Genomic DNA, 26,246 nt, shown 5'->3' on the forward strand with positions numbered 1-26,246 from the left:
TTTATTCCTTGTTGCCGGGAGTTTCAGCGCCCGGCTTCTTGTCGTCGCTGACGCCCTGTTCGGCCTGGACGTCCTGCACGGAGCGCAGCTCGGCGTCCTCCTTCGGCACGCGGGTGGTTTCTTTTTCGTTCGGGCGTTTGCCCAGCAGGTAGTAGTCGAGCGCCTTGCGCACGATGGGCGCGGCCACGCCGGCGCCAAAGCCGCCGTTCTCCACCACCACCGCGATGGCGATGCGCGGCTTGTCGGCCGGGGCGAAGGCGGTGTAGAGCGCGTTGTCGCGCAGGCGTTCGGCGATCAGGTTGGCGTTGTACTTCTCGTTCTTCTTGATCGCCACCAGCTGCGCGGTGCCGGTCTTGCCGCCCGAGGTGTAGCCGGCGCCGGCGAAGGCGCGCGCCGCCGTGCCGCCGGTGGTCACGCCCACCATGGCGTTCTTGATGATGTCGATGTGCTCCTGCTTGAGCGGAATGCGGTAGCTTTCCTTGGGCACCGTCAGCTTGCGCGTGCGCGTGACGCTGTCCTCGATGATCTTCACCAGGTGCGGCTTCATGACGATGCCGTTGTTGGCCAGGTTCGATACCGCGTGCGCCATCTGCAAAGGCGTGTAGGTGTTGAAGCCGTTGCCGATGGCGATGGAAATGGTGTCGCCGCCGACCCACTTCTGCGCCGCGGGATTTTTCTTGAAGCGGTTGCGCTTCCATTCCTTGGACGGCAGCACACCCTGCTTCTCGTGTTCCAGGTCGATGCCGGTCAGCTGGCCGAAGCCGAACGGTTTCATGAAGTCGGTGATGGCGTCGATGCCCATCTCGTTGCCGAGCATGTAGTAGTAGGTGTCGCAGGATTCGACGATGGACTTGTACATGTCGACCGTGCCATGGCCGCCCGGCTTATCGTCGCGGAACTTGTGGCCGCCCAGCGTGAACGACCCCGGATCGAAGATGGTCTGGCCCGGCGTGCGCTTGCCCAGCTCCAGCGCGGCCAGCGCCATGAAGGGCTTGAAGGTGGAACCCGGAGGATAGGTGCCCGACAGCGGACGGTTCACCATCGGCTTGTCCAGCGAGGTATTGAGTTCGTTCCAGCTTTGCGAGTCGATGCCGTCGACGAACAGATTTGGGTCGTAGCCGGGACGCGAGACGTAGGCCAGGATGTCGCCGGTCTCCGGCTCGATGGCGACCAGCGCGCCGCGCCATTCGCCGAAGGCTTCCTCGATCACCTTTTGCAGCTCGATGTCGATCGACAGGATCAGATTGCTGCCCGGCGTGGCGGGCGTGCGCGACAGGGTGCGGATGGCGCGGCCACCGGCCGATTTCTCCACTTCCTCGTAGCCGGTGATGCCGTGCAGCTGCTTCTCGTAGCTTTTCTCCAGGCCTTCCTTGCCGATATGGTCGGTGCCGTTGTAGTTGGCGGCGTCCTCGGTGTCGGCGATGGCCTTGGCTTCGGTGGTGTTGATGCGGCCGATGTAGCCGATCACGTGCGAGGCGATCTCGCCCAGCGGGTACTGGCGGAACAGGCGCGCCTGCACCTCAACGCCGGGGAAGCGGAAGCGCTGCGCCGAAAAGCGCGCCACTTCCTCGTCGGTCAGGCGGGTGCGCAGCGGCACGCTCTCGAAACCCTTGGATTCCTCCAGCAGCTTCTTGAAGCGCTTGCGGTCCTTGGTCTCCACCGTGATCAGCTTGGACAGCTCGTCGATGGTTTCGTCCAGCGTGGCGCTCAGCTTGGACGGCGTGATCTCCAGCGTGAAGGCCGAGTAGTTACGCGCCAGGACCACGCCGTTGCGGTCCAAAATCAGGCCGCGATTGGGCTCGATCGGGACGATGGCGATGCGGTTCTCTTCTGCCTGGGCGACGTAATCGCTATGCTTGTAGACCTGCAGCCAGATGAAGCGCGCCAGCAGCGAGGCGAAACAGAAAAACACCAGCGCGCCCAGCACCGTCAGGCGCAGGCGGAACTGGTGCAGCTCTCGTTGGTTGTCCTTGAGTTCAGTCATGGTGCTCAGTCACGGTGCTCAGTCACTTCTCGACCGGGGCGTCAGATCGGGCGGGTGTGGTCGCGGTCCACCGCGCGGCGCTGCGGCGCCAGCAGCAGCCAGGTCGCCAGCGGCCACAGGGCCACGGCGATCACACTTTCGACAAAGTAGAACCAGCCGGGGAATTTGCCGGACACGAAGAAGCGCACCACCAGCTGCACCGACTGCGCCATCAGCAGCAGCGGGAACACGTGCATGGCCTGCGTCAGCAGCGGGAACCACAGCACCCGGCGATGCAGCATGATCGCGAAGTAGGACAGCAGCGTGTAGGCCAGCGCGTTCTCGCCCAGCAGCGTCGAGTCATGCACGTCCATCAACAGGCCGAGGAAGAACGCGGTGCCGATGCCGACCTTGCGCGGCTGGTGCACGCCCCAGAACACCAGCACCAGCGCCACGAAGTCCGGCACGCCGATGAAGTTCCCCCAGGGGAGCAGGTTCAGTAGAAAAGCGCAGAACAGGCTGAAGGCGATGAACAGCGGGCTGACCGGCAGCAGGATATAGTGGGGACGGTTCATCGTGCCGGTTCCTTCGGTGGGGCGGCCGGCGGAGCGGCCTGCTCTGGTGCAGGCGTACCGGTAGCGGGTTTGACGGCATTGGTTGGGGCATTGGCAGCCGGTGTGGCGGCCGGTGCAGGCTTGGGCGCTGGCGGCGGCATCACCGGCATCAGGCCGGGCGGACCGGCCGGCGCAGGCGCGGGTGCGGTGCCGGCCGGCGCCGGATCGACGCCCTCTTTCGGCGCCTCCTTGATCGGCGCCATCTTGTTGTTGTGCTTCTTGAGCGCGCGCAGCTCCTCATCCGGCGGACGCGGAGGCATCTCCGGCGTCGACATCAAAATCAGCAGCTGCGTGTTGTTGGCGATGCCGGCCAGCGGCTGGCACACCACGCCGCCGAAGGAACCGGCCGCGCTGTTTTCCACCTGGCTCACCCGGGCCACCGCCAGGCCGGCCGGGTAGACCCCGTCCAGGCCCGAGGTGACGACGATGTCGCCCACCTGGATGTCCGCGTTGGGCGCCGTGAAGCGCAGCTCCAGCGCGCCGGACTTGCCGCGTCCATAGGCCACGCTGCGCAAGCCGTTACGCAGCAGCTGCACCGGAATGGCCTGCTCCTTGTCGGTCAGCAGCGTCACTTCGGAAGTAAAGGGGAACACGCGCGTGACCTGGCCGACCACGCCCTGGTTGTCGATCACCGGCAGGCCGAGGGCCACGCCTTGCTGGGTGCCGCGGTCGAGAATCACCTTGCGGCTGTTGACGTCGCGCGCGTCGTACAGTATTTCGGCCAGCATCGACTTCACCGGCAGGTGTTCGCGCGCGTCCATCAGGCGGCGCAGCTGGCCGTTTTCAGCGGTCTGGAGCTGGGCTTGTTGCAGCACCAGCGCGCCGGCGATCTGCTGGCGTTTGAGCTCGCGCACCTGCTTTTCCAGCGCCGACAAGGTGGAGAAATAATCGCCGACGCCGTAGATGGCGTCGCGCGGCAGCAAGGCTGCCATTTGCAGCGGATACAGCACGGTGGCCGCCGCTTTGCGCACGGTGGTCAAGGTGTGCATGCGTGAATCGACCAGCAGCAGTGCAATCGATATGCACGCGAATACCGTCATCTTGACGCGGGCGGAGGCGCCTTGCTTGAAAAGTGGCGGAGGACTGTATTCCATGACTTCCAATAATCCGGCGCTCGCGCGCCAACGAGACTGTCAACTCATCCCAATGCATCGGGGCCGCTGTTTCGCGGCCCCGTCTTGTCAGATCATTCGTAGGAGAAGATCGAGCCCAGCTGGTCCATCCGCTCCAGCGCCATGCCCGAGCCGCGCACCACGCAGGTCAGCGGATCTTCCGCCACCAGCACCGGCAGGCCGGTTTCTTCCATCAGCAGACGATCCAGGTCGCGCAGCAGCGCGCCGCCGCCGGTCAGCATCATGCCTTTTTCCGCGATGTCGGCGCCCAGTTCCGGCGGCGTCTGTTCCAGCGCGTTCTTCACGGCCGAGACGATGTTGTTCAATGGGTCGGTCAGCGCTTCCAGGATCTCGTTGGACGAAATCGTGAACGAGCGCGGGATGCCTTCGGACAGGTTGCGGCCCTTGACTTCCATTTCCTTCACTTCCGAACCCGGGAAGGCCGAACCGATGGCCTTCTTGATCGCTTCCGCGGTCTGTTCGCCGATCAGCATGCCGTAGTTGCGGCGGATGTAGTTGACGATGGCTTCGTCGAATTTATCGCCGCCCACGCGTACCGAACCTTTGTACACCATGCCGCCCAGCGAGATGATGCCCACCTCGGTGGTGCCGCCACCGATGTCGACCACCATCGAGCCGGTAGCATCCGACACCGGCAGGCCGGCGCCGATCGCCGCAGCCATCGGCTCTTCGATCAGGTAGACCTGCGAAGCGCCGGCGCCCAGCGCCGATTCGCGAATCGCGCGACGCTCAACCTGGGTCGAGCCGCACGGCACGCAAATGATGATGCGCGGCGAAGGACGGAAGAATTTGGAGTCGTGCACCATGCGGATGAACTGCTTGAGCATCTGTTCGGTGACGGTGAAGTCGGCGATCACGCCGTCTTTCATCGGGCGGATCGCCTCGATGTTGCCCGGGACCTTGCCCAGCATCTGCTTTGCTTCTTTACCAACTGCCTGGATCGTCTTCTTGCCGTTAGGACCGCCCTCTTGGCGGATCGCGACGACCGATGGCTCGTCCAGGACGATGCCCTGGCCGCGAACGTAGATCAAAGTGTTGGCCGTGCCCAAGTCGATGGCCAGATCGGTGGAAATATACCTGCGTAAAAAACCAAACATGTGTGTCCTGTGGCGCTACTGGTGTGCGCGTAAGCCGTTAGAAAGAAATCCTGTGGTGACGCGGCGGCAGCAATGATTCAGCGCCGTCAACGCATCAACCCGCCATTCTACCTTATAATTTGAATGCGATTTGCCGAAAATCCCGCCAAAAGTGTATCGGTTGAGTCCGCGAGTTAAGCGGCAATCCTTTGCTTTTGCCAGCGAAAAGGCAGAATTTCCAGTTTTTTATCAATATAACAATTAAACCTTGCGCGGCCCGTCCGCGCCATTCGCCATGTCCCTGACCCTATCCGACGTAACACGCATTGCCAAACTGGCACAACTTGAGATGAGCGAGCAGCAGACCGCTACGGCGCTGGGCCAATTGAATGGCATTTTCGCGTTGGCCGAGCAGATGCAGGCGGTCGATACCGACGGCGTCGCGCCACTGAGCCACCCGCTGGCGGCGCACATGAATAACATCGCCCTGCGCCTGCGCGAAGACGTGGCCACCGAAGCCAATCGCCGCGAAGACTACCAGGCCGTCGCGCCCAAGACCCAGGACGGGCTGTACCTGGTGCCGAAAGTGATCGAGTAAGGAAGGCGTCGACGCCCCGCCCTCTCCCTGATCATCGAATCTGAATTGAAACGCCATGCACACCAAAACCATTAAAGAGTTGTCCGCGCTGCTGCAAAGCAAAGCCATCACCGCCACCGAACTGGCGACGCACTTCCTCGACCGTATCGAAAAGAGCGACCTGAACGCCTTCCTGCACGTGGACCGCGCGCTGACGCTGGCGCAAGCGGCAGAAGCTGACGCCCGCATCGCCGCCGGCACCGCCACCCCGCTGACCGGCGTGCCGATCGCCCACAAGGACATCTTCGTCACCCGCGACTGGCGCTCGACCGCCGGCTCGAAAATGCTGGCCAACTACGTCAGCCCGTTCGACGCCACCGTGGTGGAAAAATTCCGCGCGGCCGGCATGGTCACGCTGGGCAAATTGAATTGCGACGAATTCGCCATGGGCTCGGCCAATGAAAACTCGGCCTTCGGCGCGGTGAAAAATCCGTGGGATAAAAGCGCCGTGCCTGGCGGCTCCTCGGGCGGTTCCGCCGCCGCCGTGGCCGCGCGCCTGGCGCCGGCCGTCACCGGCACCGACACCGGCGGTTCGATCCGCCAACCGGCTGCGTTCTGCGGCATCACCGGCATCAAGCCGACCTACGGCCGCGTATCGCGCTTCGGCATGATCGCCTTCGCTTCGTCGCTGGACCAGGGCGGCCCGATGGCGCAAACCGCCGAAGACTGCGCGCTGCTGCTCAACGCCATGGCCGGTTTCGACGAACGCGACTCGACCTCGTTGACGCCTGAGATGGGCGGCATCGACGAAGACTACACCCGCGAACTGGGCCAGCCGCTGGCAGGCCTGCGCATCGGCGTGCCGAAGGAATATTTTGGCGAAGGCCTGGCCAGGGACGTGGAAGACGCCGTGCGCGCAGCGCTGGCCAAGTACGTCGAAATGGGCGCAACCCTGGTGGACATCTCGCTGCCGAACACCGCGCTGTCCATCCCGGCCTACTATATGATCGCTCCGGCCGAAGCATCGTCCAACCTGTCGCGCTTTGACGGCGTGCGCTACGGCCACCGCGCTGCGAATTACGGTAGTCTTGAGGAAATGTACAAGAACACGCGCGCCGAAGGCTTCGGCGCCGAAGTCAAACGCCGCATCATGGTCGGCACCTATGTGCTGTGCCACGGCTACTACGACGCCTACTACCTGAAGGCGCAAAAGATCCGCCGCCTGATCGCGCAGGATTTCGAAGCGGTGCTGAACGGCCCGAACGCCGTCTGCGACGTCATCATGGGACCGGTCGCGCCGACCGTGGCCTGGGACCTGGGCGACAAGTCCGACGACCCGGTGGCCGCCTACCTGGCCGACATCTACACGCTGTCCACCAGCCTGGCCGGCTTGCCTGGCATGTCGATTCCGGTCGGCTTCGGCGCCAAGAACCGCCCGGTGGGCCTGCAGATCATCGGCAAGCATTTCGGCGAAGCGAAACTGCTGAACGTCGCCCACCAGTACCAGCTGGCGACCGACTGGCACACCCGCGCACCCGCCGGCATCTAACTTAAAAAATACAGCGAGAATCATATGGAATGGGAAGTCGTCATCGGTCTTGAGAACCACGTGCAGCTCACGACCGAATCTAAAATTTTCAGCGGATCGCCGATCAAGTTCGGCGCTGAAGCCAACACGCAAGCGAGCCCTGTGGACCTGGCGCTGCCAGGCGTGCTGCCGGTGATGAACAAGCAGGCGGTGGATCGCGCGATTCGCTTCGGCCTGGCGGTCGGCGCGAAGATCGCTCCGGCGTCCATCTTCGCCCGCAAGAACTACTTCTATCCCGACCTGCCGAAAGGCTACCAGATCAGCCAGTTCGAAGACCCGGTCGTCATCGGCGGCTCGCTGACCTTCGGCTACGAGAAGGACGGCGAATTCGTCACCAAGACCGTCAACCTGACGCGCGCCCACCTGGAAGAAGACGCCGGTAAATCGCTGCACGAAGACTACGCCGGCATGAGCGGCATCGACTTGAACCGCGCCGGCACGCCGCTGCTGGAAATCGTCTCCGAGCCGGAAATCCGCAGCGCAGCGGAAGCCGTGGCCTACGCCAAGGCCCTGCACTCGCTGGTGATGTGGCTGGGCGTCTGCGACGGCAATATGCAGGAAGGTTCGTTCCGCTGCGACGTCAACGTCTCCGTGCGTCGCAAAGGCGACGAGAAACTCGGCACCCGCTGCGAGATCAAAAACCTGAACTCGTTCCGCTTCATCGAAGAAGCCGTGCACGTCGAAGTACGCCGCCAGATCGAATTGATCGAAGACGGTGGCAAGGTGGTCCAAGCCACCCGCCTGTACGACCCGGACCGCAAAGAAACGCGCGAAATGCGCAGCAAGGAAGACGCGCAGGACTACCGCTACTTCCCTGACCCGGACCTGCCGCCGCTGGTCATCTCCGACGCGTGGATCTCGCAGGTGAAGGCCTCGATGCCTGAACTGCCGGCCGCCATGCGCGAGCGCTTCGTCAGCGAATACGCGCTGCCGGAATATGACTCGCTGGTGCTGACCGCGTCGAAAGCGATGGCGACCTACTTCGTCGCCGTGGTGGACAAAGCCGGCAAGGAAAACGCCAAGGCCGCCGCCAACTGGCTGATGGGCGACGTCTCGTCGACCCTGAACCGCGAAGGCGTGGACCTGGATCAATCGCCGGTATCGGCGGTGCAGCTGGCCGCCATGCTGAAACGCATCGCCGACGGCACCATCTCCAACAAGGCCGCGAAAGAAGTTTTCGCCGGCATGTGGGAAGCCAAGTCCACGGACGAGAACCTGGTTGACACCATCATCGAAGCCAAGGGCCTGAAGCAGATCTCCGACACCGGCGCGCTGGAAGCGATCGTCAACGACGTCATCGCCGCCAACGAGAAATCGGTGGAGCAGTACCGCGCGGGCAAGGAAGCGGCGCTCAACTCGCTGATCGGCCAGGCGATGAAAGCCTCGCGCGGCAAAGCCAACCCGGCGCAACTGACCGAGCTGCTGAAAGCCAAGCTGGCCGGCTAATACCTTCGACAATGGGTTTGCAAACGCCTCACAGTTAGCTAACTTGTGGGGCGTTTTTATTGGCCCCCGAATATGCTAGACTTTCCCTACAGGAGTCTGCAATGAATACTAGGTATATCAAGAGCGATCCAGAAATCATGAGCGGCGTTCCTTGCTTTGAAGGGACAAGAGTTCCCGTGCAAAACCTTTTCGATTATCTGGTTGGGCCTTCCTCGTTAGATGAGTTCTTGGCAGATTTCCCCACTGTTTCCCGAGAAATGGCCGTGGCAGTCATAGAGGCGGCAAAGAGCCGACTGCTTGATCATGCGCGTGCTGCTTGACGAGTCGGTCCCTGCCGGACTACGGCGACATCTGCCCAATCACACGGTTTCCACAGTGAGCGAAAGCGGCTGGAGTGGCATGAAAAATGGGGCGCTACTTGCAAAGGCAGCCTCACATTTCGACGCGTTCGTCACTGTCGATAAAAACATCCAGCATCAGCAAAATTTAAGTCATTTTCCGATAGCCGTCGTAGTACTGGATACACCTTCGAACGCATTAAACGCGTTGTTGCCGCTCATTCCCGGCCTCACACAGGCGCTTGCGCGCCTGACACCTTGCACGCTCACCCGGATCACTTGACCGCAGAACGGCCGTTCTAACGGTAAAAAGCCTGGGCTGTGATAAAGCGCGAGTATTCGCGGATCGCAAACTGCTATCCTGTTTAACCTTACGACTAAAGAATCAACGCAATGACCGATACGAGAATACGCCTGGCCGTTCCTGAAGATGCAGCCGCGATCGCCGCGATGGCCGTTGCGCTGACCGAGGAAATCTCCCAACGCCTGGGCGTGAAGACCTTCAACCTGGACCCGCAAAAAACCGCCAGCCTGTGCCACGCACTGCTGCGCGAAGAAAAATACCTCGCGCTGATCGCGATTGCGGAAGGCGAGGCAATCGGTTTCGTCGGCATCTCCGAAGGCCGCGCGCTGTATGCGGAAGGCGCCTTGGCGACCATGCAGGAATTCTTCGTCGCCCCGCCCTTCCGCAGCAACGGCGTCGGCGGCCTGCTGCTGAACGCCGCCGCCGAACTGGCGCGCAAGCGGCGCTGGAACCGGTTGGAAGTTTGCACGCCGCCGCTGCCGGAATACGACCGCAGCCTGGCGTTCTACGAGCGCCACGGCTTCGAAATCACCGGCGGCCGTAAGCTCAAGCGCCTCTTTACGGAAGCCCAATGAAAAAACTGATTGCCCTGCTGGCATTGACGCTGTCCACGCTGGCCGACGCCACCACGGTCGACTGGCCGTTGAGCTACGAAGGCAAGTCGAGCAATGCCTTCATCTGGGACAAGCGCGCCAAGCCGCTGATCGAGACTCGCCTTCCCGGCAAATTTTCCAGGGAAGTGCTGCCTGGCCTGGGTGGCCCGCCGGAGCCGGTGTTTGTGGCGGATAAACGCTACGTCAGCATCTCGGCCTGCGAGGCGCACGCCTGCCCGTTCAAGGGCTTCTTCTGGATCGACACCCAGACCGGCCAGGGCCTTGGCGCGAATATCATCGACGGCGAACTGCGTCTCGGCTCCAACAGCTTGTCCGCACAACAGATTCCAGCGCCAGCGCGCCGCGCGCTGATCGACTGGATGAGCGCCAACGACGTCGCGCCGGTGAGCGTTGAATTCTTCGACCGCAGCGGCGCCAGCACCAGCATGGACGCCGCGCAATTCAAACCCACGGCACGCTTCGAGCCAGCAGCCGACGGTCCGTCCTACGACTGCAAGGCTGCCACCACGAAGGTCGAAAAAACCATCTGCGCCGATGCGGCACTGGCCAGGCAGGATCTGGCGCTGGCCAAGCTGGTCAAGGAACTGCGCCAAGGTTACGCCACTATCGGCGACCGCGACCAGCTGCGCGACTTCCAGCGCAAATGGCTGAAAGAGCGTGACGCCACCTGCGCGCCCGCCGCAGACATCGACGTCTGCCTGAGCAGGCAATACCAGACCCAAAACGACCGGCTGAGGAATTGGATACCGGAGCGCTAAAATGAAGGAGTAAACCATGGGTGCTTGGGCAGTTGACGCATTCGGCAACGACACGGCATGTGACTGGGCGTTTGCGCTGGCCGAAAGTGAAGATCTGAGCCTGGTGCGAGACACGATAGGCCAGGTCCTGGATGGCGAAGGACCGCTCGACGCCGGCGATGGTGAAGTTGTGCTGGCAGCCGTCGAAACGATCGCGCGCCTGCGCGGTCACGCGGGCAAGCGCGACGCCTATAGCGAGCCGGTCGACGATTGGGTATTGCGCACACGCATCGAGGTACCGGACCCACTCGTCGCCCAAGCCGAGCGCGCGCTTGTGCGGGTGCTGGGCGAAAATTCGGAACTGATGGCCTTGTGGGAGGAAAGCGGCGATGCGGAAGGCTGGCGCGATTCCGTCGCCGAACTACGCGCGCGCTTGCTTGCACCGGCGCAGGCGCTGCAGGAACCGGCGCCACGCGATCCGGTGGCCGAGCTGCTGGCGAGTATCGCCGACATCAAGTTCGTTCAACCCGAAGTGGGCAAGAATGCGGCACTGACAGAGCTCTATCGCGCAATCATCGCCGCCGGCGCGCTGGGCGACAATGCACGCGTGCGCGCGCTGGTGGCACGCGCCCACCAGACGTTTGCGAATGCAGGCAAAGAGACGATCCTCTGGGATATCGCCGTACGCGACGCCACCTCGCGCGCCGTGGAAGGACAACTGGCAGATGCGCTGGCGGCACTGGAAGCATGGCGTGGCATGCCGGTGCTGGCAGAACCTGGCAAGCTCGAAGGCCGGCTGGCCGGTGTCTGCGTTCATGCCGGCGCCTTCGCGACGGCCATGCACTACAAGGCGCAGGCCGATGCCATGTCCGACGGCGCGCCGTTCGTACACCTCGACACGGCCTTGCTTGAGGCGCGATTCGGATCGCCCGACAGCGCCGCCGCCATACTCGCCACACTGGACCGTGCCAGCCTGCCGGACAATGTGCAACATTTCCTGCCCTTCGTCGAAGGCTTGCTGGCCTGCCGCCGCAACGAAGACCGCGCCTTGGGTTTGCTGACTACCGCCATGCAAGGGCTGCTCGCGGGCGCCCGGTCGGGACCGGCATCCTGGCCCATCTTCGGCCTTTGCTGTGGTTGGTGGGCGGTGGCCCTGAGCCGTGGTGGACAGCATAGTGAAGCCCGGCAGTTGATCGGGCTGGTCGCGCCCATCATGGTCAACCGCTTCGACCATCCGCTTATTGCTGCGCTGGACGAGCATGGCATCCTGCCCGATAACGGTGTCTTGCAGCCGGCGCCTGTGGCCGATCAGGGCGTGGTGGCGCCGTCCCACCAAACGCCGCAAGACCACGGCGCTTTCAAGACGCTGCGTGTGTTCGGGCCGGACGCGATGGCGCTGGTGGCGCAGTTGCGCCGTGCCTACGCCGAAGGCAGCGGCACCTACCCGTTCTTGATCGGTGGCGCCGTCGCTGTGGCGAAGTTGAAACAGATGATAGAACCGCCAGCCGACGGCGGCGCGGCGTGCATCGCCCGGGCGCGCGGATTCGACTTGCAAGCCTGGCTCAAGGAGCATGCGCCGGCAAGGGCAAGTTGGCCGAAGCAAGCGATCGCGCCCCAGGCTGCGCCGCAAAGCCTCTACGAAGGCTTGCCAGGACGTTTGATGGACGAAATCTACATCGGCCTGGTCACGGTGGACGAACCGTTCGAGCTATTTGCGCGCCTCGGCTATGGGAACTGGAACGGTTGCCCGGAGCCGCACATCCACGCTGCGCTGCACGCGTCCTGGGCGGAGCGCTTTGAGGCAGAGCCGCTGGTAGTCACGGATAGCGTCGTCGAGTGCGAAGTCGCCAGGCCGTGTGCCGAGCGGGCCGAAGCCTTGCGTCTTGCTCGCGAGCATACCGCTTATTGCGATGATATCGTTGAGCAGGGTGTGGGCAGCACAGGCAAGCTGGCCAGTTCTCTACTGGCTTCACGCTACTGGTATTTCTGGTGGGATTAATACATCGCGGTCGGAGAATGCAAATGCGTATCCCTGTAGTTGCCATCGTCGCTACAATAGTACTTGCCGGCTGCTCAAGGACGGAGGACCACGCTCCGGCGAAAGCTACCCTCGATGAGATGCGGAAGGATGAAGCGGTTATCGAGAACGCCCCGTGGTTCGGGAAGACCGGACTGAGCGAGGAAGATGAACGCGAACTCCCGCGGTATGTCAGACGCGAATTCGGAAGACTATTGTCAGAACCCGGCGCAATCAAGGCCTCGGACCTGGAATACATCGGGCAATTCATTGAGGGTGGAGATGTGGTTCACTACTGGCGAATCCCAAACGGTTCGGAGGCGGCATCGTTCGCCTATATTGTGGCGTCGCCGCCAGAGCATCAGGTCGTCGGCTGGGGGAACAGAAGACCGCCAAAATGAACGAAAATAAATCCCACACTTAACTGTTGCAGAGCAAGTCCCGATTCATGATTTTACGCGCACTCAACGCCTCGCTTTTTCTACTTCTGATCGCCGGGCTGCACTTCAGCAACGCCTCCGAGCCAAGCCCGTTACTCACCGATTACACCCACACGGCCTGGACCGAACTGGATGGCGCACCAACAAGCGTGACGAAGTTCGCTCAAGGCCCCGACGGCTGGTTATGGATCGCCACGCCTACCGGCCTGTATCGCTTTGACGGCGTGCATTTCGAGCGCACCGACAAGGTCTACGGCCAGCCGCTCGAGTCCAGCAACATCATGGCGCTGACCACCACGCCCGACGGCGCGGTCTGGGCAGGCTACCGCGTCGGTGGCGTGTCCGTGTTCAGGAAGAATGGCGCGCATACCTATGTGGAGCCGGACGGCCTGCATCCCGTCGGCGTCATGCATATCGAAGCGGCGCCCGATGGTGCGATCTGGGCGGCGATGCGCGATGGCGTGGCGGTGCTGCCGGCCGGCGGCAGCCGGTTCCAATATTTGGGGCCCGAAGTGGGGTTGCCGGCCATGGGGGTATTCCAGATTTTGTTCGCCCGCGATGGCACGACCTGGATCGGCACCAACTCGGGCGCCTACTTTCGCAGCCCCGGCGCAACCCGCTTCACCCAGGCATGGCCGCGCACTGCGCTGGTCTGGCTATGCGAGGCGCCGGATGGCACGCTATGGGGCAACAATTTTAAAAACGGCTACTACCGGGTGCGCTCAACGCAGCCGCCCGCCAGCGAGCCGGTCAAGCCGGAACTCGAAGGCTATGGCATGCACTTCGATCGCCAGGGGACGATGTGGATGATGCATGTCGATGGCCTGGAGCGCAAATTGGCGCCGGCCGGGCCCAGCCTGCCTGATCAGCGTCTGTCCAAGGAAAACGGCCTCAGCGGCCCGCTGCTCAGCACAAGGTTCCAGGACCGGGAAGGCAATCTTTGGATCGGCACATCGCGCGGCATAGACCGGTTGCGCCCGAATCGCCTGAGAACTATGCCCGTGGACAAGCAACTGGAGTATCCGGCCTTGGTCGCCGCGCCGAACGGCGATGTCTGGGTGGGAGACTATGCCAGCGATCTCTGGAAGTACGGTCCCGCAGGGCGCATCAGCCGCGAACTGGTGGGACCGCTCACCGCCAGCTACACGAGCCCGGACGGCATCCTGTGGCTGGGCGGCACAGAAGCGCTGCAGCGGCGCGGCCGCGATGGCGCCGTGACGGCGATCCCCTATCCGCCCGAACTGAAAGGACTGCGCGTCCACGCCCTGCAGCAGGATCGCGACGGCGCCCTGTGGGCTTCGTTTTCATCCGGCAAAGGCGTGTACAAGCTGGTCGACGGCGCATGGATCAAGTCAGGCGGATTGCACGGCCTCTCCGATCTGCTGACCACTTCCATGGCCCGCGATGGCCAGGGGAATTTATGGATGGCGCATCTGCGCAGCCAGATCAGCGTGGTCAACGGCGGCGCGGTCAGCACGCTAGGTTCGAATGATGGCCTGCAACTGGGCACGATCATGCAAGTCTACTTCGATGGCCAGGCGATGTGGGCGGGTGGAGAAAATGGCGTCGCCCTCTATCGCGCAGGCCGCTTCGTCGCCTTGCATGGCGAACGCAATGAGAGTTTTCGCGGCGTGTCCGGCATCGTCAGGCTGCCAAATGGCGACCTGTGGCTGCATGGCGCGGATGGACTGTATCGCGTCGCCGCCGCCGATGTGCAAGCGTGGTTAAAAGATGGCCGTACCGCCGTGCCATTCGAACGCTTCGACGCGCAGGACGGCATGCAGGGCCACGCGCCGCAATTGCGGCCGGTACCGTCGCTGCTGCGCTCGCGCGACGGCGTGTTGTGGTACGCGACAACGGGCTCGGTCGGCACCATCGATCCGGCCAACATCCTGCGTAATCCGCTGGCGCCGCCGGTGGAAGTCGTCAGCGTGCTCACCGACGGCGTGCGCCACGCCCTCCCTGCCGGACCTGAACTCGGCCTGCCTGCTGGCACAAAGAACCTGCAAATCGACTTCACCGCCCTGAGCCTGTCGATTCCCGAGCGCGTGCGCGTACGCTACCGGCTGATCGGCCTGGATCACGCGTGGCAGGAGCCGGTCGGCCGCCGGCAAGCCTATTACACCAACCTGGCGCCGGGTAAATATCGCTTTGAAGTCACGGCATCCAACGAGGACAATTTCTGGAACACCAAAGGCGCGGTGCTGGAGATAGAGATTCCGCCAACGTTCGTGCAAAGTGGCTGGTTTAAATTGTTATTGGTGGCGCTGGGGTTATTGCTGTTGTACTCCGCCTACGCGCTGCGGATACGCTACCTGACGCGGCGGATGCAGGAACGACTGAATGAGCGCCTGGCGGAGCGCACACGCATCGCGCGCGCGTTGCATGACACGCTGCTGCAAAGCATGCAGGCTTTGTTAATGACCTTCGACGGGCATAGCCGGAGTCTGAAGGAAGGCACGAAGGAGCGAACGCGCCTGGACCAGACGCTCAACCTGGCGGAACAACTGCTGGTGGAAGGAAGGGATCAGGTGATGGATCTGAGGGCTTCGGCCTCGCCGGACGCGTTGGAACTGACCTTGGAGCAGTTCGGCAAAGGACTGGCCGAGCATCGCTCGCATGTGTTTGAGATGAAGGTCCAAGGCACGCCGAGACAATTGCGCCCGGCAGTACACGAAGAGATCTACGCGATCGCGCGCGAAGCGCTGTTCAATGCCTCACGCTACGCGGACGCCGGCCGGATCGCGCTTGAACTGGAATACGGCGCCGCCTCGTTCGTCCTGCGCATTCGCGACAACGGCCGGGGTTTGGACGATGCTGTCGCCGCAGCGGGCCATCGGCCCGGCCACTGGGGCCTGGTGGGGATGCAGGAGCGTGCCAACAGCATCGGTGCGAGCCTGGAGATCGACAGCACACCGGCTGCTGGCACCACAGTCACCGCAACGGTTCCCGGCAGGACGGCCTACTGAACCGGCCTGCTGCGGCATGCGCGGCGGCAGACATCAGCGATAAGCCAGCAAGTCCAGCACCGCGCTGCCGTTTTCGCCCACCAGTTGCAGTGCGGCGGGCGCCGCGTCGGCCGATGCCAGCGCCAGGCCTTTGTAGCTGCCTTCGGCGGAACTGCCGCAACCGCTGGCGGTCAACGTCAGTGCCGCCGCACCGCCGTAGGTGGCGGTGAAGTCCACCTTGCCGGACAGCTTGCAGTCGCTGCCGCCCGCGCTGATGGCGCCATCGGCCGCCACCGTGAACAGCGCAGGCTTGCCGCCGATAAGCACCTGATAGCTGCCGGCCGCGTTGGACGCCGACAGCGCGTTCAATACCACCGCCTGGGTACGGTCGTAGGCCAGCGTCACCATGCCGCTGCTGGCCACCGGTACGCGGAGGCCTTTGCTGCCATCCACCACATGCATCACCGTGGCGGCGCCGTCGCCGTCGGCCGACAGCAGCACATAGCCTTTGCCATCCTTGTTGGTGTAGATGCTGGCGCCAGACAGCGTATCGCCATTGGCATAACCTTGCAGCGCACCCTCGCCCAGCGTTGGCACACTGCTGGTCGGGGGCGGCTCGTTATTGGTCGAGCCATTACATCCCGCCAGGCCCGCGACCACGACCAGCAAGGCCGCCTTCATCGAGTTGTTCATTGCGCGATCCCGTTCAATTTGATCTTCATCGCGTCCTCAAAGGCACGGCGGGCTTGCGGCACGCCTTCGACCGGAGAAATCGTCACCGCAGTCTTGGTGGCGATCACATTGTCTTCCGACGTCGCGGCGGTATCCTTGGGCAGCGTTACGCCGCTCGGCAGCACGGTGCCGCCGGTGGCCAGGCTGATGCCCGGCACAGGGAAGTTGACGCCGGAGGCCACCGCCAGCGGGCTGTCCGACAGTTTCTCGTAGAACGCCGGCAGGTAGCTGCTGGCTTTGCCGATGCGGGTGAAGCGATACGGCAGCGCCGCGCCGGCGCCGGCGCTGAAGTCCGGCACGTTGACGTTCAAGCCCACGCCTTCCGGCATCAACAGTCCGCCAGCCTTGGCCTTGTTGGCGATCAGCGTATCAACCAGCTTGACGACGATGCCGGCCACTTCATACACACGATGCGACGCAGGCAGCGCGGCGCTCCAGGTGACCTGGGTAGTGGTGGCGTCGCTGACGGCCATTGCCGGCAAGCCGCGATTGATCATGTAGACCAGGTTATTGAAAGTACCGCTGCTGGCGTTGATCGCGCCGGTGTTGTTGCCCTCATTAGGGCCGGAGATCACCAGGTCGGGCGCACCGCCCCACTTCTTCTTGGCCAGTACGTCGACGCCGTACAGGCAAGCCGCAACCGGCGTACCGTTGACGTAGGAGACATCGGCATCGCCGGCATCGACGCCCACGCCGGGAGCGCCGGCGGCCAGGCCCAGCGCCAGCGCACCGCGCTCCTTGCCGGTCAGCGCGCCGATCGGGGTCAGGAAGGCGATGTAGCCGCCGCGGCCCGATTGATTGTCGATAGGCGCCGCCACCGCCACGCTATGGCCAGCGGCGATCAGCTTCGTTTTCAGCGCGCGCAGGTTGGCGGCGGTGATGCCGTCGTCGTTGCAAAGCAGGATGTTCAGCGCGGAAGCCGGCGCGGCAGGCAAGGCAAAAACGCCGCACAAGGCGATGGCGCGCGCGGCGCTGTTGAAGAGGGAGGATGGCATGGCACTTCCTGTCGAATGAATAAGAACGCGGAAGTGTATTGACGACGTGTTACGACAGCGTGACACGACCGTCAGCCACGCTTATACCAGCTATAAAGAGGCAGCCACGATATGATGTGTTTTTCAATTCCCCGCCAGGGCTGCCGCACAATGAAATCGTCCTCGTTGGAGCAACGCCTGCTCGACTTAGTCCGTACCTCGGCGGAGCTGATGGCCGCACTGTCGGCCGCCCGCAGCCTGGCACTGGACAGCTGGTGCATCGGCGCGGGCGCGGTGCGCACGTTGGTGTGGGACGCGCTGCACGGCCACGCGTTCGCCACGCCGCTGGCCGACGTCGACCTGGTCTACTTCGCTCCAGACGCGCCGCCGCAGCGCGACGCGGAACTGGAAGCGCGGCTGCGGCAGCTGATGCCGGGACTGGAATGGGAAGTGACCAACCAGGCGCACGTCCACACATGGTTCATGCGCGAATTCGGCCGCGAGGTCGCGCCGCTGCTGTCGCTGGAAGAAGGCGTGGCGACCTGGCCGGAATACGCGACCTGCATCGGCGTGGCGCTCGCGGCGGACGGCACCATCCGCGTGATCGCTCCGCACGGGCTGGAAGATCTATTCGGACTGCGCGTGCGCCATAACCCGGCCCGCGCCGATGCCGGCACTTACCGTCACCGCGTCGTTTCCAAACGCTTTGCGCAGCGCTGGCCTCTGCTGGCTATCGAGTCATTCCAGTAGCGCGGCAATCGCCAGCGGCGTGCTGCTGGTGACGATCTGCCCCGCCTCCGGCAGCGCGGCGAAGCGGTAGACGAATACCCTGAAGCTGGCGACCACGTCGCCCGTGAAGGCCGGCCCCTCTTTCGCCGCCAGCATGGTGACGGCGCCACCGGCCGCATGGAACTGCACCTGAGAGCTGTCACTCTTCGGATACGAGAACTGCACGCCGGCGCAGCTCTTCCCCGCCGCCTCGCCGGAATAGCGCAGGTAGGCCAGCAATTGATCGCAGGCGGTGCGCAGGTCGGCGGCCGCATAGACGCCGTCCGGCCGCGTCACGATGGACACCCAGGCGCCGGACCTGAGCTGCCCCGCCTTGCGGTTCACGGTCAGTTCCGCGTTGTCGTCATACGCTGCTTTGGAAAACGGGAACACGGCGCGCCCCAGCGCATCGAGCGGCAGCGCCAGGTGCGTGGCCTTGCTGTTGAGGGTCAAGCGCAAGCCATCCATGGCCACGCTCTTGTCGCGCGGACGGATCCGGAAGTGGTTCTGCAAAAACTGTTTGGGCTTGCCGTATTTCTCGAACCAGATCATCTGGCGATAGGCTTCCCGATACTCGACCCAGTCGGAGTCCTCCTGCGCGCTGGCGAAAGCCGGCAGCAAGGCGAAACAGAGCAGGAGGAGTTTGAACATGCCGATTAAAACCGGTAAGCCAGTCCACTGGACCAGGTGATGAAATTGCGGCGATCGACAAAGGGAGCGCCGGCCGGTCCACTGCCGAGCCGCGTGCCGGTCACCGAACTGTTGACTAGCCAGTTGCTGCTCAAAGCCCAGTTCCAGTTGACGCCCGCGCTTGCAGACATCACGCCGGCGGAAGGACGGTAGTTGCGCACGCCGCCGGTAGTAGTGCTCACTTCGTACAACTCGCGCATCACCGGATCGCTGGCCAGCGAAACACCGGCCGACAGCGTCACCGTGTGGTGCGGTGCCGGCGAAGGCAAGGTTTTCTGCACGCCGACCTGGCCACGGAAACCATGTGCGCTGGTGTCGTACATCAGGTTCGACGTCACGCGCGCCTCGTCACCCAGGTAGTAGTTAAAAAAGCCCCCGCCATCGAGCGTCCCCCTGACCGGATGCGTGCCACGCAGCCGCCAGCTGTCGCTTGGGTTGCGCGAGTTGCTGTCAAAGATCAGCGGCCCATATTCCACGCCCGCTGTTTGTGACAGGTGCATGCCCAGCACCCCACTGGCCGACGCAAATATGCCGTTGCTCCACTGGACCTGGAGCAGCGGCCGCAGGATCACCGGGCGCGTCTCGCCCTCCGCAGCAGCTGTCCTGGTGGTGAAGGCCAGCCCCGCGTACATATCCTTGCTCCCATCGGGCATCATCAATTCGGTGGTGTTTTCGGCCAACGCCGGGCCGCTCGCGGCCAGCAGCAAAAATAACGGGGATAGCTTGCTCATGAATTCCTTAAAAACCGAAGCGCACGCCCAAGGCGAGACGATTCGTGCCGGCGGTGAGGCCTTCGTGTTTGAGTTTATCGCTGCGTTCCAACTCCAGTTGCAACGCCACGTCCTTGGTGATCAGGTAGGACGCGCCCACGCTCAGGTACAAGCCGGTCTTGTGCGCCGACTCGCCCGGTGGCGCATCCTTGCCGCTGATATCCATCTTCAGGCGTCCCTGAGCCACACCCGCCTTGCCGAACAGGGCCCAGTCCTCGCTCAGCTTCCACGTCCCCCGCGCCGCCAGGTAGGCCGTGCTGACGCGCGTCTTGAGCTGGTAACCGGGGCTAATGTCGAAGCTGGTCGAGCTGCTGTCGTTGCGATAGCCGGCTTCCAGTGCCCACACCGGCGACAGATCATATCCCGCAAACAGCCCCAATGGCGTCGCCTTCTTGACCGCGCCGTGATCGGTCGTCACGCCGTTCTCGGTATATTTGACGCTGCCGTCGGTCCGGCCGCTGACATTGGCGCCAACATACACCCCTTCGGCATGCGCCAGAGGGCTTGCGGCAAGAGCGATCAGGGCACTGCATACAGTCTTTTTCATGTTCCGATTCCAGGTTGAAGTAAGAGCCTCCAATGGTAGGCACCCTTCGTCGCGGAATCCGCCTCGGTCTGTCGTTGAATTGTCCTCAATTTGTAGGCGTCATTTGTATAAAAAGTGTACGAATGTGTACCCGATTGTCGAAAATGCCACTTCGGCGCCGCGCTCCACTACAATACCTGCGAAATGGAGGCCCGATGCAGCGTGTAATGCTGGTGGAAGACGATGCGCGGCTCGCCGCGCTGGTCAAGGAATACCTGGACGAATACGATTACGCCGTCGACGTGGTGACACGCGGCGACCGCGCGCTCGACCACTTCCGCGATACCCAGCCGGACCTGGTGATACTCGACCTGACCCTGCCCGGCGTCGACGGCCTGGTGGTGTGCCGCCAGCTGCGCCAACTGAGCGCCGTGCCGATCCTGATACTGACCGCGCGTGAAGACAGCTTCGACGAAGTCTCCGGCCTCGAACAGGGCGCCGACGACTACGTCAACAAGCCGGTGCAGCCGCGCGTGCTGCTGGCGCGCCTGCGCGCACTGCAAAGGCGCGGCAGCGGCGCCGCCAACAACGACATCGTCATCGGCCAGTTGCGCATCTCGCGCGAGAACCGCGCCGTCTACTGGCGCGGTGAGGAAGTGGCGATGAACAGCGCGGAGTTCAAACTGTTCGTGATCCTGGCCGACGCCTCGGGCAAGGTCATGTCGCGCAACGACATCCTGGTCAAGATGCGCGGCATCGAATTCGACGGCCTCGATCGCAGCATCGACAACTGCATCTCGCGCCTGCGCCGCAAGTTCGGCGACGGCGGCGCGGAGCGTATCAAGACCGTCTGGGGCGAAGGCTATCTGTTCAGCCCCTCGGCCTGGGAATGAACCGTCTTTTCTGGCGCTTTGCACTGCTGGTGATGCTGGCCATCACGCTGGCGACCTGCGCGATCTACTTCACCTTCAGCCGCCTGTTCGGCGATCCGCTGGAGGAGATCGCGCGCCGCCAGGCGGCCGGCCAGATCTTCCTGCTGGAGCAGTATATCGACAAGGCGCCCAGCGACGAATGGCTGCCGCGCCTGAACAAGGTGCGCGAAGTGTCCGAAGCCACGCTGGAGCTGCAGCCGCTGCCAACGGCACTGGCGGCGCTGCCCCCCTCCAAACGCGAGCAGCTGCTGCAAGGCGCGGTGATCATCGACGTCGGCGGCAAGGCGTTCTACCGCCGCGTCGACACCACCGGCGCGCGCTACATCGGTAGCGACGACGACGTGATCCACGCTCAGCGCCTGCCGATCGACATCGGCCAGGCGCTGAGCATGGAAGCCATCCGCTTCGGCGTGATCGCGCTGTTCCTGCTGGTGCCGATAGGCTGGTGGACGCGCCGGCACTGGCGCGGTTTGCTGGCGCTGTCGAAGGTGGCCGACGATTTCGGCCAGGGTAACCTGGCGGCGCGGGCCGAGGTGCGGCCGGCGTCGAGCATAGCGCCGCTGGCCTGCCGCATCAACGACATGGCCGAGCGTATCGGTCTGCTGATGGACGCGCACAAGAACCTGCTGCGCTCCGTGTCGCACGAGCTGCGCACGCCGATCGCGCGGCTGGAGTTCGGCCTGGAGCTGCTGCGCGAGCGCCACGCGGCCGACGACCCGTCGCTGCAAAAACGCATCGTGGCGATGGAGACCGATGTCGACGAATTGAAAACGCTGGTCAACGAACTGCTGGGCCTGACGCAGCTCGACCAGGCGCAACCCATGCCGCGCCAGCTGTTCTCGCTGGCGCCGCTGCTGCAAGGCTGCGCGCCGCCGCAGTCCCCGGCGCAAGGACAGCAGTTCAGCGCCAGCATCGCCGGAGGCCTGGGCGAGCTGCAAGGCGACGCCCGCCTGCTGGCGCGCGCCGTCAACAACCTGCTGGGCAACGCCGCCAAGTACGCGGTCTCGCGCGTCGTGCTGTCGGCCGAACGCGATGGCAGCGCCGTGCACATCACGGTGGAGGACGACGGCCCCGGGATCCCGCCTGAGGCGCGCGAGCGCGTGTTCGAACCCTTCTACCGACTGGCCCGCGAACAGGACTACGCCGCCAGCGGCTACGGCCTGGGTCTCGCCATCACCGCCAAAGCCGTCCAGCTGCACGGCGGCGCCATCGCCATCGACGATTCGCCTCTGGGCGGCGCCCGCATCACCATCACTTTATAGACAATCCTGTCTACGCTAAGCAACACGCTGTGGCGGCGCTGGAAATTAAAGTATACATTTTTGTCTAGACAGACTAATCTACAAATACTTTAGCAAGCCCACAAGAGACACATCATGAGCATACCCAAACCGACCGCCGCCGAACTCGATCTACTGCAAGCCCTGTGGCCACTCGGCTCGGCCACCGCCAAGCAGGTGCACGAGGCCATGCTGGAACAGAAACCGGAGCTAGCCTACGGCACCGTGCTGCGACTGATGCAGATCATGCACACCAAGGGCATCCTGATCCGCGACGAAAGCCAGCGCTCGCACATCTACGCGCCGGCGCAGGCGCAGGACGCGCTGCAAACCAATCTGCTGAAGGACCTGATGCAGAAGGCTTTCGCCGGCTCGGCCAAGGCGCTGGTGCTGGCGGCGCTGCGCTCCGGCATCTCGAAGAAGGAGCGCGAAGAGATCGAGAAAATCCTCAAGGATGAAAAGAAATGAGCGCCTTCATTTTCGCCCTCGGCCTGACGCTGATGCACTTCCTGTGGCAAGGCCTGCTGCTGGGCTGCGCCACCGCCGTTGCCCTGACCTTGCTGCGTAATAGCCGCGCCGAATACCGCTATCTGGTGGCCTGCTCGGCGCTGCTGGCCTGCCTGTGCTGGCCGGCGCTTGAACTGTATCAGCGCATGACCGGCGGCGCCGACATCACCGGCGTGATCGGCACCGGCATGCTGCGGCTGGCCGCGCAGTCCATCGTCGGCAACGGCCAGCCGTTCGACCTGCGCGACTCGGTGCGCGACATCGTCGCCCTGTGGGCCTTGTGCGCCATCGTGCTGTCGCTGCGCATGGTACTCGGCCTGCTGTGGATAGACCGCGCCGCCAAGCATTGCGACTGCCGCCACCGCCAGGACCAACTGCGCTGGGAAGCCAGCCTGGCGCGCCTCGCCGAGCGCTTCGGCATCGGCCGCAAGGTGCGGCTGCGCATCGTCGACACGGTGTCCAGCCCGATCACCGCCGGCTTGTGGCGTCCTATCGTGCTGCTGCCGGCCGCGCTGGTGGCGGGCATGCCGCCCGATCTGCTGGAGGCGCTGCTGGCGCACGAAGTGGCGCACATCAAACGCCATGATTACCTGATTAACCTGCTTCAGAACGTGATCGAAACGCTGCTGTTCTACCACCCTGCCGTCTGGTGGATCTCGCGCCGCATTCGCATCGAACGCGAACTGATCGCAGACGATTTCGCAGCAAGGCAGCTCGGCGAACCGCGGCGTCTGGCCCTTGCACTTTCAGAGCTGGAGCGTCTCCAGTTCTCAACTCACCACCTGGCCCAAGCGGCCAACGGAGGAAATTTGATGGATCGTATTCAACGTCTGTGCCGCCCTGCCCCGCAGGCCCTGAACTGGAAAGCCGCCTTGCCGATGCTGGGGTTGGCGCTGGCCTGCATGTCGATTTACGCGGAGGCGGTGGCCGCCGACAAGGCCGCCGTGGCGAACGTGCATGCCGTCGCCGACTTCAGCACCTGCAGCAAGCCGAAATGGCCGGAAGGCGCCATTGCACGGAAGGAGACCGGCACCGTGACGCTGAAGTTCCTGGTCGGCACCGACGGCAAGTTCAAAGAATCGCAGGTGGCGAAATCCAGCGGCCATCCGGACCTGGACGAAGCGGCCCGCACCGGCATCGAGAAGTGCTCGTTCAAGCCCGCCACCAGCGCCGGCAAGCCGGTGGAATCGTGGATGCAGATGCAGTACGTGTGGGTGCTGAAGTAAATCTAGTGGGCGGGGCTTAACGCCATCCACGCCAGGATGTCGGCAAAGATCTGCTCGCGATTGAGCTCATTGAAATTCTCGTGGTAGTTTTGCGGATGCCGCTGGTAGGTCAACAGCGCCGGCGGCACCGATTTCAGCATCTTCTCCGCCGCATCGGCGTCGGCCAGCTTGTCGTCGCCGGCCACCACCGCGAACAGCGGATGCGTCCAGCCGGCCATGCGCGGCGCCAGCCCTTGCTGGGCATGGGTCAGCGCGTTGCCGAAGCGGACCGTGATCTCAGTGGCGCGGACGCCGTCGCGTTCATCGTCGTGATGGCGGGCGGTGATGGCGCTGTCGTGGGTCAGCATGTCGGTCAACGGCGCCAGCGGCACCTTCATGCGCGGCGCCAGCGCGCCCAGCACGCCGGCCAGCGCCAGCAGCACCGGCGACACCTTGATCGCGTTCACATAGTACGGCGACGACAGGATGAAGCCCTTGATGGCGGCGTCGCCGGCGAAGTGGCCCAGGCCCAGGTGGGTGGCGATCAGCGCGCCCATCGAATGGCCCATGACATACACCGGCAAGCCGGGATACTGCTGCTTGACCCACTGCAGGAAAGCCACGCTGTCGTCCAGGAAGACGCCGAAGCCGGGAATGTCGACCCGGCGCGCATCCTGGTGGCCGCACAAGTCGTAGGCCACGGTGGCGATGCCGTGCTGGCGGAAGTACAGCGCCGGCGTGACGTAGTCGCCCGCGTGCGCCATGCCGCCGTGGATGGCCAGGATCACCGCGCGCGGCGCGGCCGGTTCCCAGATGTGGACGCGGCGCTCGGCCTGCGGACCGGCGCGGAAGCTGGCCAGGCGGTCTTCGGAGAACCGCATCAAGCCGTGATACTCAGGTTGATGCCCATGTCGACCAGCAGCTTCAGGTCGGCCAGCGTGAAGTCCAGGCTGGGGGTCGCTTCGCCGCGTTCGGTGGTGAAGGAGATGCGCAGCTCGGCCGCGACATCGGAACGCTCAAAGTGGATGCCGCGCGCTTGGCACTCGGCCAGGTAATGGCGGATCTGCTTGAGCAGCTGGTCCGGGTTCTGGTCGGCGCCGACGGCCACATAGAAGCCCGAATCCAGGCGCACCCGGCCGTCGGGCTTGACGTCGCCCTTTTCCCAGTCGCTGTCCGGCTCGGTCGGCAATCCGTCGCGGATGTCGTACAGGCCGTCGTCGTCGCCGTGCACCTTCAGTGTTGCGATGTTCATGGGTTTGCCCCTTGGTCTCCGGTATACCGAATGAGGTTACATCAAAGAAATTTCAAAGTCTAGCAATATGGCTAGTTAGGCAATGCCGTAACGGGTGCGGTAGGCGGCCACGGCGTCCTTGTATTGCAACAGCTGTGGATCGGCGCCGGCGCCGTTCAGGTAGCTGAACAGGTCGTCCAGGTTGCCGATCGAAATGACCGGGATGTTGTAGGCCTTGGCCACTTCCTGCACCGCCGAGCTGGGCGACAGCTGGTCGTCCTTGCCCGAGCGTTCCATGCGGTCCAGCGCGATCAGCACGGCGCAGGGTTCGGCGCCGGCGGCGCGTATCATGTCCACCGATTCGCGCACCGAGGTGCCGGCCGAGATCACGTCGTCGATGATGACGACCTTGCCTTGCAGCTTGGCACCGACGATGGTGCCGCCTTCGCCGTGGTCCTTGGCTTCCTTGCGGTTGAAGGCGAACGAGGTGTTGCGGCCCTTGCCGGCCAGCGCCACCGCCGTGGCCGAGGCCAGCGTGATGCCCTTGTAGGCGGGGCCGAACAGCATGTCGAACTCGACGCCGGAGTCCAGCAGCGTCTGCGCGTAGAACTGGGCCAGCTGGGCCAAGGTCGCGCCGTCATGGAACAGGCCGGCGTTGAAGAAGTACGGCGACTGGCGCCCGGCCTTGGTGGTGAAGTCGCCGAAGCGCAACACACCGGTTTTGACCGAAAATTCGATAAATTGCTGGCGCAGGGGGTTCAGTGGATTCGTCATACTGCCTCATTTCTGTAAAGTGCCTGTATTTTAACGCTACACTAGCGCATTCCAAAATTTAC

The 26,246-nt window shown here is 63.7% G+C and carries 27 protein-coding genes; 15 read left to right on the forward strand and 12 right to left on the reverse strand.

Annotation, left to right across the window (positions count from 1 at the left end; genetic code table 11):
- Nucleotide 1: 1 nt before the first annotated feature.
- The 4 genes from mrdA to D0T21_RS25560 all read right to left on the reverse strand — a co-directional run bounded on the left by mrdA (nucleotide 2) and on the right by D0T21_RS25560 (nucleotide 4,807).
- Nucleotides 2-1,984 carry a penicillin-binding protein 2 gene (gene mrdA, locus D0T21_RS25545; protein WP_116992252.1) on the reverse strand — a complete coding sequence of 661 codons (1,983 nt, stop codon included), beginning with the start codon at nucleotides 1,982-1,984 and terminating at the stop codon, nucleotides 2-4.
- Between the two features lie 41 nt (nucleotides 1,985-2,025).
- Nucleotides 2,026-2,538, reverse strand: a complete 513-nt coding sequence (gene mreD / locus D0T21_RS25550) for a rod shape-determining protein MreD (RefSeq protein ID WP_116992251.1) — start codon at nucleotides 2,536-2,538, stop codon at nucleotides 2,026-2,028.
- Nucleotides 2,535-3,671 (reverse strand): rod shape-determining protein MreC, encoded by a 1,137-nt coding sequence (mreC, locus tag D0T21_RS25555; protein ID WP_116992250.1) that lies wholly within the window; start codon nucleotides 3,669-3,671, stop codon nucleotides 2,535-2,537. The genes mreD and mreC overlap by 4 nt, the downstream gene beginning before the upstream one ends.
- 92 nt (nucleotides 3,672-3,763) lie before the next feature.
- Nucleotides 3,764-4,807, reverse strand: a complete 1,044-nt coding sequence (locus D0T21_RS25560) for a rod shape-determining protein (RefSeq protein WP_008445008.1) — start codon at nucleotides 4,805-4,807, stop codon at nucleotides 3,764-3,766.
- Between the two features lie 274 nt (nucleotides 4,808-5,081).
- Here D0T21_RS25560 and gatC point away from each other — a divergent pair, with 274 nt between their 5' ends.
- The 10 genes from gatC to D0T21_RS25610 all read left to right on the forward strand — a co-directional run bounded on the left by gatC (nucleotide 5,082) and on the right by D0T21_RS25610 (nucleotide 15,816).
- Entirely contained in the window at nucleotides 5,082-5,384 is a 303-nt protein-coding gene (gene gatC / locus D0T21_RS25565) for an Asp-tRNA(Asn)/Glu-tRNA(Gln) amidotransferase subunit GatC (RefSeq protein ID WP_116992534.1), read from the forward strand.
- A gap of 55 nt (nucleotides 5,385-5,439) precedes the next feature.
- Nucleotides 5,440-6,912, forward strand: a complete 1,473-nt coding sequence (gene gatA / locus D0T21_RS25570; RefSeq protein WP_116992249.1) for an Asp-tRNA(Asn)/Glu-tRNA(Gln) amidotransferase subunit GatA — start codon at nucleotides 5,440-5,442, stop codon at nucleotides 6,910-6,912.
- A 24-nt stretch (nucleotides 6,913-6,936) separates the two neighbouring features.
- On the forward strand, nucleotides 6,937-8,397 hold the full coding sequence (gatB, locus tag D0T21_RS25575; protein ID WP_116992248.1) for an Asp-tRNA(Asn)/Glu-tRNA(Gln) amidotransferase subunit GatB: 1,461 nt from the start codon (nucleotides 6,937-6,939) through the stop codon (nucleotides 8,395-8,397).
- 101 nt (nucleotides 8,398-8,498) lie between these two features.
- A complete protein-coding gene (locus tag D0T21_RS25580) occupies nucleotides 8,499-8,717 on the forward strand; it encodes a DUF433 domain-containing protein (protein ID WP_116992247.1) in 219 nt (72 codons plus the stop codon).
- Entirely contained in the window at nucleotides 8,701-9,018 is a 318-nt protein-coding gene (locus tag D0T21_RS25585; RefSeq protein WP_199538563.1) for a DUF5615 family PIN-like protein, read from the forward strand. Before D0T21_RS25580 ends, D0T21_RS25585 begins: the two co-directional genes overlap by 17 nt.
- Before the next feature lie 110 nt (nucleotides 9,019-9,128).
- A complete protein-coding gene (locus tag D0T21_RS25590) occupies nucleotides 9,129-9,614 on the forward strand; it encodes a GNAT family N-acetyltransferase (protein WP_116992246.1) in 486 nt (161 codons plus the stop codon).
- A complete protein-coding gene (locus D0T21_RS25595; RefSeq protein ID WP_116992245.1) occupies nucleotides 9,611-10,411 on the forward strand; it encodes a lysozyme inhibitor LprI family protein in 801 nt (266 codons plus the stop codon). The genes D0T21_RS25590 and D0T21_RS25595 overlap by 4 nt, the downstream gene beginning before the upstream one ends.
- 16 nt (nucleotides 10,412-10,427) lie before the next feature.
- Entirely contained in the window at nucleotides 10,428-12,389 is a 1,962-nt protein-coding gene (locus tag D0T21_RS32115; RefSeq protein ID WP_116992244.1) for a DUF4253 domain-containing protein, read from the forward strand.
- A gap of 23 nt (nucleotides 12,390-12,412) precedes the next feature.
- Nucleotides 12,413-12,808: a hypothetical protein gene (locus tag D0T21_RS25605; RefSeq protein ID WP_116992243.1), complete on the forward strand. Its 396-nt coding sequence runs from the start codon at nucleotides 12,413-12,415 to the stop codon at nucleotides 12,806-12,808.
- A 47-nt stretch (nucleotides 12,809-12,855) separates the two neighbouring features.
- The gene (locus D0T21_RS25610) at nucleotides 12,856-15,816 is read left to right on the forward strand and encodes a sensor histidine kinase (protein WP_116992242.1); all 2,961 of its coding nucleotides are present in this window, start codon (nucleotides 12,856-12,858) and stop codon (nucleotides 15,814-15,816) included.
- 33 nt (nucleotides 15,817-15,849) lie between these two features.
- Here D0T21_RS25610 and D0T21_RS25615 read toward each other — a convergent pair whose 3' ends face one another.
- Nucleotides 15,850-16,488, reverse strand: a complete 639-nt coding sequence (locus D0T21_RS25615) for a hypothetical protein (protein WP_116992241.1) — start codon at nucleotides 16,486-16,488, stop codon at nucleotides 15,850-15,852.
- Nucleotides 16,485-17,522 (reverse strand): 5'/3'-nucleotidase SurE, encoded by a 1,038-nt coding sequence (locus D0T21_RS25620; protein WP_116992240.1) that lies wholly within the window; start codon nucleotides 17,520-17,522, stop codon nucleotides 16,485-16,487. The genes D0T21_RS25615 and D0T21_RS25620 overlap by 4 nt, the downstream gene beginning before the upstream one ends.
- A 150-nt stretch (nucleotides 17,523-17,672) precedes the next feature.
- On the opposite strand from D0T21_RS25620, the gene D0T21_RS25625 reads away from it, so the two are divergent.
- Nucleotides 17,673-18,251, forward strand: coding sequence for a nucleotidyltransferase family protein (locus D0T21_RS25625; protein WP_116992239.1), 579 nt, complete (start codon nucleotides 17,673-17,675; stop codon nucleotides 18,249-18,251).
- Here the strand turns inward: D0T21_RS25625 and D0T21_RS25630 are convergent.
- Genes D0T21_RS25630 through D0T21_RS25640 form a run of 3 tightly spaced genes read right to left on the reverse strand, consistent with a single transcriptional unit; the run spans nucleotide 18,240 to nucleotide 20,276 of the window.
- Nucleotides 18,240-18,920: a hypothetical protein gene (locus D0T21_RS25630; RefSeq protein WP_116992238.1), complete on the reverse strand. Its 681-nt coding sequence runs from the start codon at nucleotides 18,918-18,920 to the stop codon at nucleotides 18,240-18,242. The genes D0T21_RS25625 and D0T21_RS25630 overlap by 12 nt on opposite strands.
- Nucleotides 18,921-18,925: 5 nt before the next feature.
- Nucleotides 18,926-19,690, reverse strand: coding sequence for a MipA/OmpV family protein (locus tag D0T21_RS25635; protein ID WP_116992237.1), 765 nt, complete (start codon nucleotides 19,688-19,690; stop codon nucleotides 18,926-18,928).
- Between the two features lie 7 nt (nucleotides 19,691-19,697).
- Entirely contained in the window at nucleotides 19,698-20,276 is a 579-nt protein-coding gene (locus D0T21_RS25640; RefSeq protein ID WP_116992236.1) for a porin family protein, read from the reverse strand.
- A 194-nt stretch (nucleotides 20,277-20,470) separates the two neighbouring features.
- Between D0T21_RS25640 and D0T21_RS25645 the strand changes: the two genes are divergently transcribed.
- The 4 genes from D0T21_RS25645 (at nucleotide 20,471) to D0T21_RS25660 (ending at nucleotide 24,200) form a co-directional block, all read left to right on the forward strand.
- Nucleotides 20,471-21,148: a response regulator gene (locus tag D0T21_RS25645; protein WP_116992235.1), complete on the forward strand. Its 678-nt coding sequence runs from the start codon at nucleotides 20,471-20,473 to the stop codon at nucleotides 21,146-21,148.
- Complete coding sequence (locus D0T21_RS25650; protein ID WP_116992234.1) at nucleotides 21,145-22,449, forward strand: ATP-binding protein; 1,305 nt, start codon at nucleotides 21,145-21,147, stop codon at nucleotides 22,447-22,449. Before D0T21_RS25645 ends, D0T21_RS25650 begins: the two co-directional genes overlap by 4 nt.
- A 114-nt stretch (nucleotides 22,450-22,563) precedes the next feature.
- Nucleotides 22,564-22,935, forward strand: coding sequence for a BlaI/MecI/CopY family transcriptional regulator (locus tag D0T21_RS25655; protein ID WP_116992233.1), 372 nt, complete (start codon nucleotides 22,564-22,566; stop codon nucleotides 22,933-22,935).
- Nucleotides 22,932-24,200, forward strand: coding sequence for a M56 family metallopeptidase (locus D0T21_RS25660; protein WP_116992232.1), 1,269 nt, complete (start codon nucleotides 22,932-22,934; stop codon nucleotides 24,198-24,200). Before D0T21_RS25655 ends, D0T21_RS25660 begins: the two co-directional genes overlap by 4 nt.
- Before the next feature lie 2 nt (nucleotides 24,201-24,202).
- Here the strand turns inward: D0T21_RS25660 and D0T21_RS25665 are convergent, their stop codons facing one another.
- From D0T21_RS25665 to pyrE, 3 genes are all read right to left on the reverse strand, one after another.
- Nucleotides 24,203-25,060, reverse strand: a complete 858-nt coding sequence (locus D0T21_RS25665) for an alpha/beta fold hydrolase (protein ID WP_116992231.1) — start codon at nucleotides 25,058-25,060, stop codon at nucleotides 24,203-24,205.
- Nucleotides 25,060-25,431: a hypothetical protein gene (locus tag D0T21_RS25670; RefSeq protein WP_116992230.1), complete on the reverse strand. Its 372-nt coding sequence runs from the start codon at nucleotides 25,429-25,431 to the stop codon at nucleotides 25,060-25,062. The genes D0T21_RS25665 and D0T21_RS25670 overlap by 1 nt, the downstream gene beginning before the upstream one ends.
- Before the next feature lie 75 nt (nucleotides 25,432-25,506).
- Nucleotides 25,507-26,184 (reverse strand): orotate phosphoribosyltransferase, encoded by a 678-nt coding sequence (pyrE, locus tag D0T21_RS25675; protein WP_020704822.1) that lies wholly within the window; start codon nucleotides 26,182-26,184, stop codon nucleotides 25,507-25,509.
- Nucleotides 26,185-26,246: the final 62 nt, after the last annotated feature.

Source organism: Duganella sp. BJB476, from assembly GCF_003416895.1.
Taxonomy (GTDB): Bacteria; Pseudomonadota; Gammaproteobacteria; order Burkholderiales; family Burkholderiaceae_D; genus Rugamonas.

What these genes read in the sequence shown, in the direction of transcription:
- D0T21_RS25650 (WP_116992234.1), top strand. Translation starts at nt 21,145, where the DNA reads ATGAACCGTCTTTTCTGGCGCTTTGCACTGCTGGTGATGCTGGCCATC.
- D0T21_RS25635 (WP_116992237.1), bottom strand. Translation starts at nt 19,690, where the DNA reads ATGAGCAAGCTATCCCCGTTATTTTTGCTGCTGGCCGCGAGCGGCCCG.
- D0T21_RS25560 (WP_008445008.1), bottom strand. Translation starts at nt 4,807, where the DNA reads ATGTTTGGTTTTTTACGCAGGTATATTTCCACCGATCTGGCCATCGAC.
- D0T21_RS25645 (WP_116992235.1), top strand. Translation starts at nt 20,471, where the DNA reads ATGCAGCGTGTAATGCTGGTGGAAGACGATGCGCGGCTCGCCGCGCTG.
- D0T21_RS25620 (WP_116992240.1), bottom strand. Translation starts at nt 17,522, where the DNA reads ATGCCATCCTCCCTCTTCAACAGCGCCGCGCGCGCCATCGCCTTGTGC.
- D0T21_RS25670 (WP_116992230.1), bottom strand. Translation starts at nt 25,431, where the DNA reads ATGAACATCGCAACACTGAAGGTGCACGGCGACGACGACGGCCTGTAC.
- gatC (WP_116992534.1), top strand. Translation starts at nt 5,082, where the DNA reads ATGTCCCTGACCCTATCCGACGTAACACGCATTGCCAAACTGGCACAA.
- D0T21_RS25655 (WP_116992233.1), top strand. Translation starts at nt 22,564, where the DNA reads ATGAGCATACCCAAACCGACCGCCGCCGAACTCGATCTACTGCAAGCC.
- mreC (WP_116992250.1), bottom strand. Translation starts at nt 3,671, where the DNA reads ATGGAATACAGTCCTCCGCCACTTTTCAAGCAAGGCGCCTCCGCCCGC.
- D0T21_RS25585 (WP_199538563.1), top strand. Translation starts at nt 8,701, where the DNA reads ATGCGCGTGCTGCTTGACGAGTCGGTCCCTGCCGGACTACGGCGACAT.
- D0T21_RS25615 (WP_116992241.1), bottom strand. Translation starts at nt 16,488, where the DNA reads ATGAACAACTCGATGAAGGCGGCCTTGCTGGTCGTGGTCGCGGGCCTG.
- D0T21_RS32115 (WP_116992244.1), top strand. Translation starts at nt 10,428, where the DNA reads ATGGGTGCTTGGGCAGTTGACGCATTCGGCAACGACACGGCATGTGAC.
- pyrE (WP_020704822.1), bottom strand. Translation starts at nt 26,184, where the DNA reads ATGACGAATCCACTGAACCCCCTGCGCCAGCAATTTATCGAATTTTCG.
- D0T21_RS25590 (WP_116992246.1), top strand. Translation starts at nt 9,129, where the DNA reads ATGACCGATACGAGAATACGCCTGGCCGTTCCTGAAGATGCAGCCGCG.
- D0T21_RS25660 (WP_116992232.1), top strand. Translation starts at nt 22,932, where the DNA reads ATGAGCGCCTTCATTTTCGCCCTCGGCCTGACGCTGATGCACTTCCTG.
- D0T21_RS25610 (WP_116992242.1), top strand. Translation starts at nt 12,856, where the DNA reads ATGATTTTACGCGCACTCAACGCCTCGCTTTTTCTACTTCTGATCGCC.
- D0T21_RS25605 (WP_116992243.1), top strand. Translation starts at nt 12,413, where the DNA reads ATGCGTATCCCTGTAGTTGCCATCGTCGCTACAATAGTACTTGCCGGC.
- D0T21_RS25640 (WP_116992236.1), bottom strand. Translation starts at nt 20,276, where the DNA reads ATGAAAAAGACTGTATGCAGTGCCCTGATCGCTCTTGCCGCAAGCCCT.
- gatA (WP_116992249.1), top strand. Translation starts at nt 5,440, where the DNA reads ATGCACACCAAAACCATTAAAGAGTTGTCCGCGCTGCTGCAAAGCAAA.
- mreD (WP_116992251.1), bottom strand. Translation starts at nt 2,538, where the DNA reads ATGAACCGTCCCCACTATATCCTGCTGCCGGTCAGCCCGCTGTTCATC.
- D0T21_RS25665 (WP_116992231.1), bottom strand. Translation starts at nt 25,060, where the DNA reads ATGCGGTTCTCCGAAGACCGCCTGGCCAGCTTCCGCGCCGGTCCGCAG.
- D0T21_RS25595 (WP_116992245.1), top strand. Translation starts at nt 9,611, where the DNA reads ATGAAAAAACTGATTGCCCTGCTGGCATTGACGCTGTCCACGCTGGCC.
- D0T21_RS25580 (WP_116992247.1), top strand. Translation starts at nt 8,499, where the DNA reads ATGAATACTAGGTATATCAAGAGCGATCCAGAAATCATGAGCGGCGTT.
- gatB (WP_116992248.1), top strand. Translation starts at nt 6,937, where the DNA reads ATGGAATGGGAAGTCGTCATCGGTCTTGAGAACCACGTGCAGCTCACG.
- mrdA (WP_116992252.1), bottom strand. Translation starts at nt 1,984, where the DNA reads ATGACTGAACTCAAGGACAACCAACGAGAGCTGCACCAGTTCCGCCTG.
- D0T21_RS25630 (WP_116992238.1), bottom strand. Translation starts at nt 18,920, where the DNA reads ATGTTCAAACTCCTCCTGCTCTGTTTCGCCTTGCTGCCGGCTTTCGCC.
- D0T21_RS25625 (WP_116992239.1), top strand. Translation starts at nt 17,673, where the DNA reads ATGAAATCGTCCTCGTTGGAGCAACGCCTGCTCGACTTAGTCCGTACC.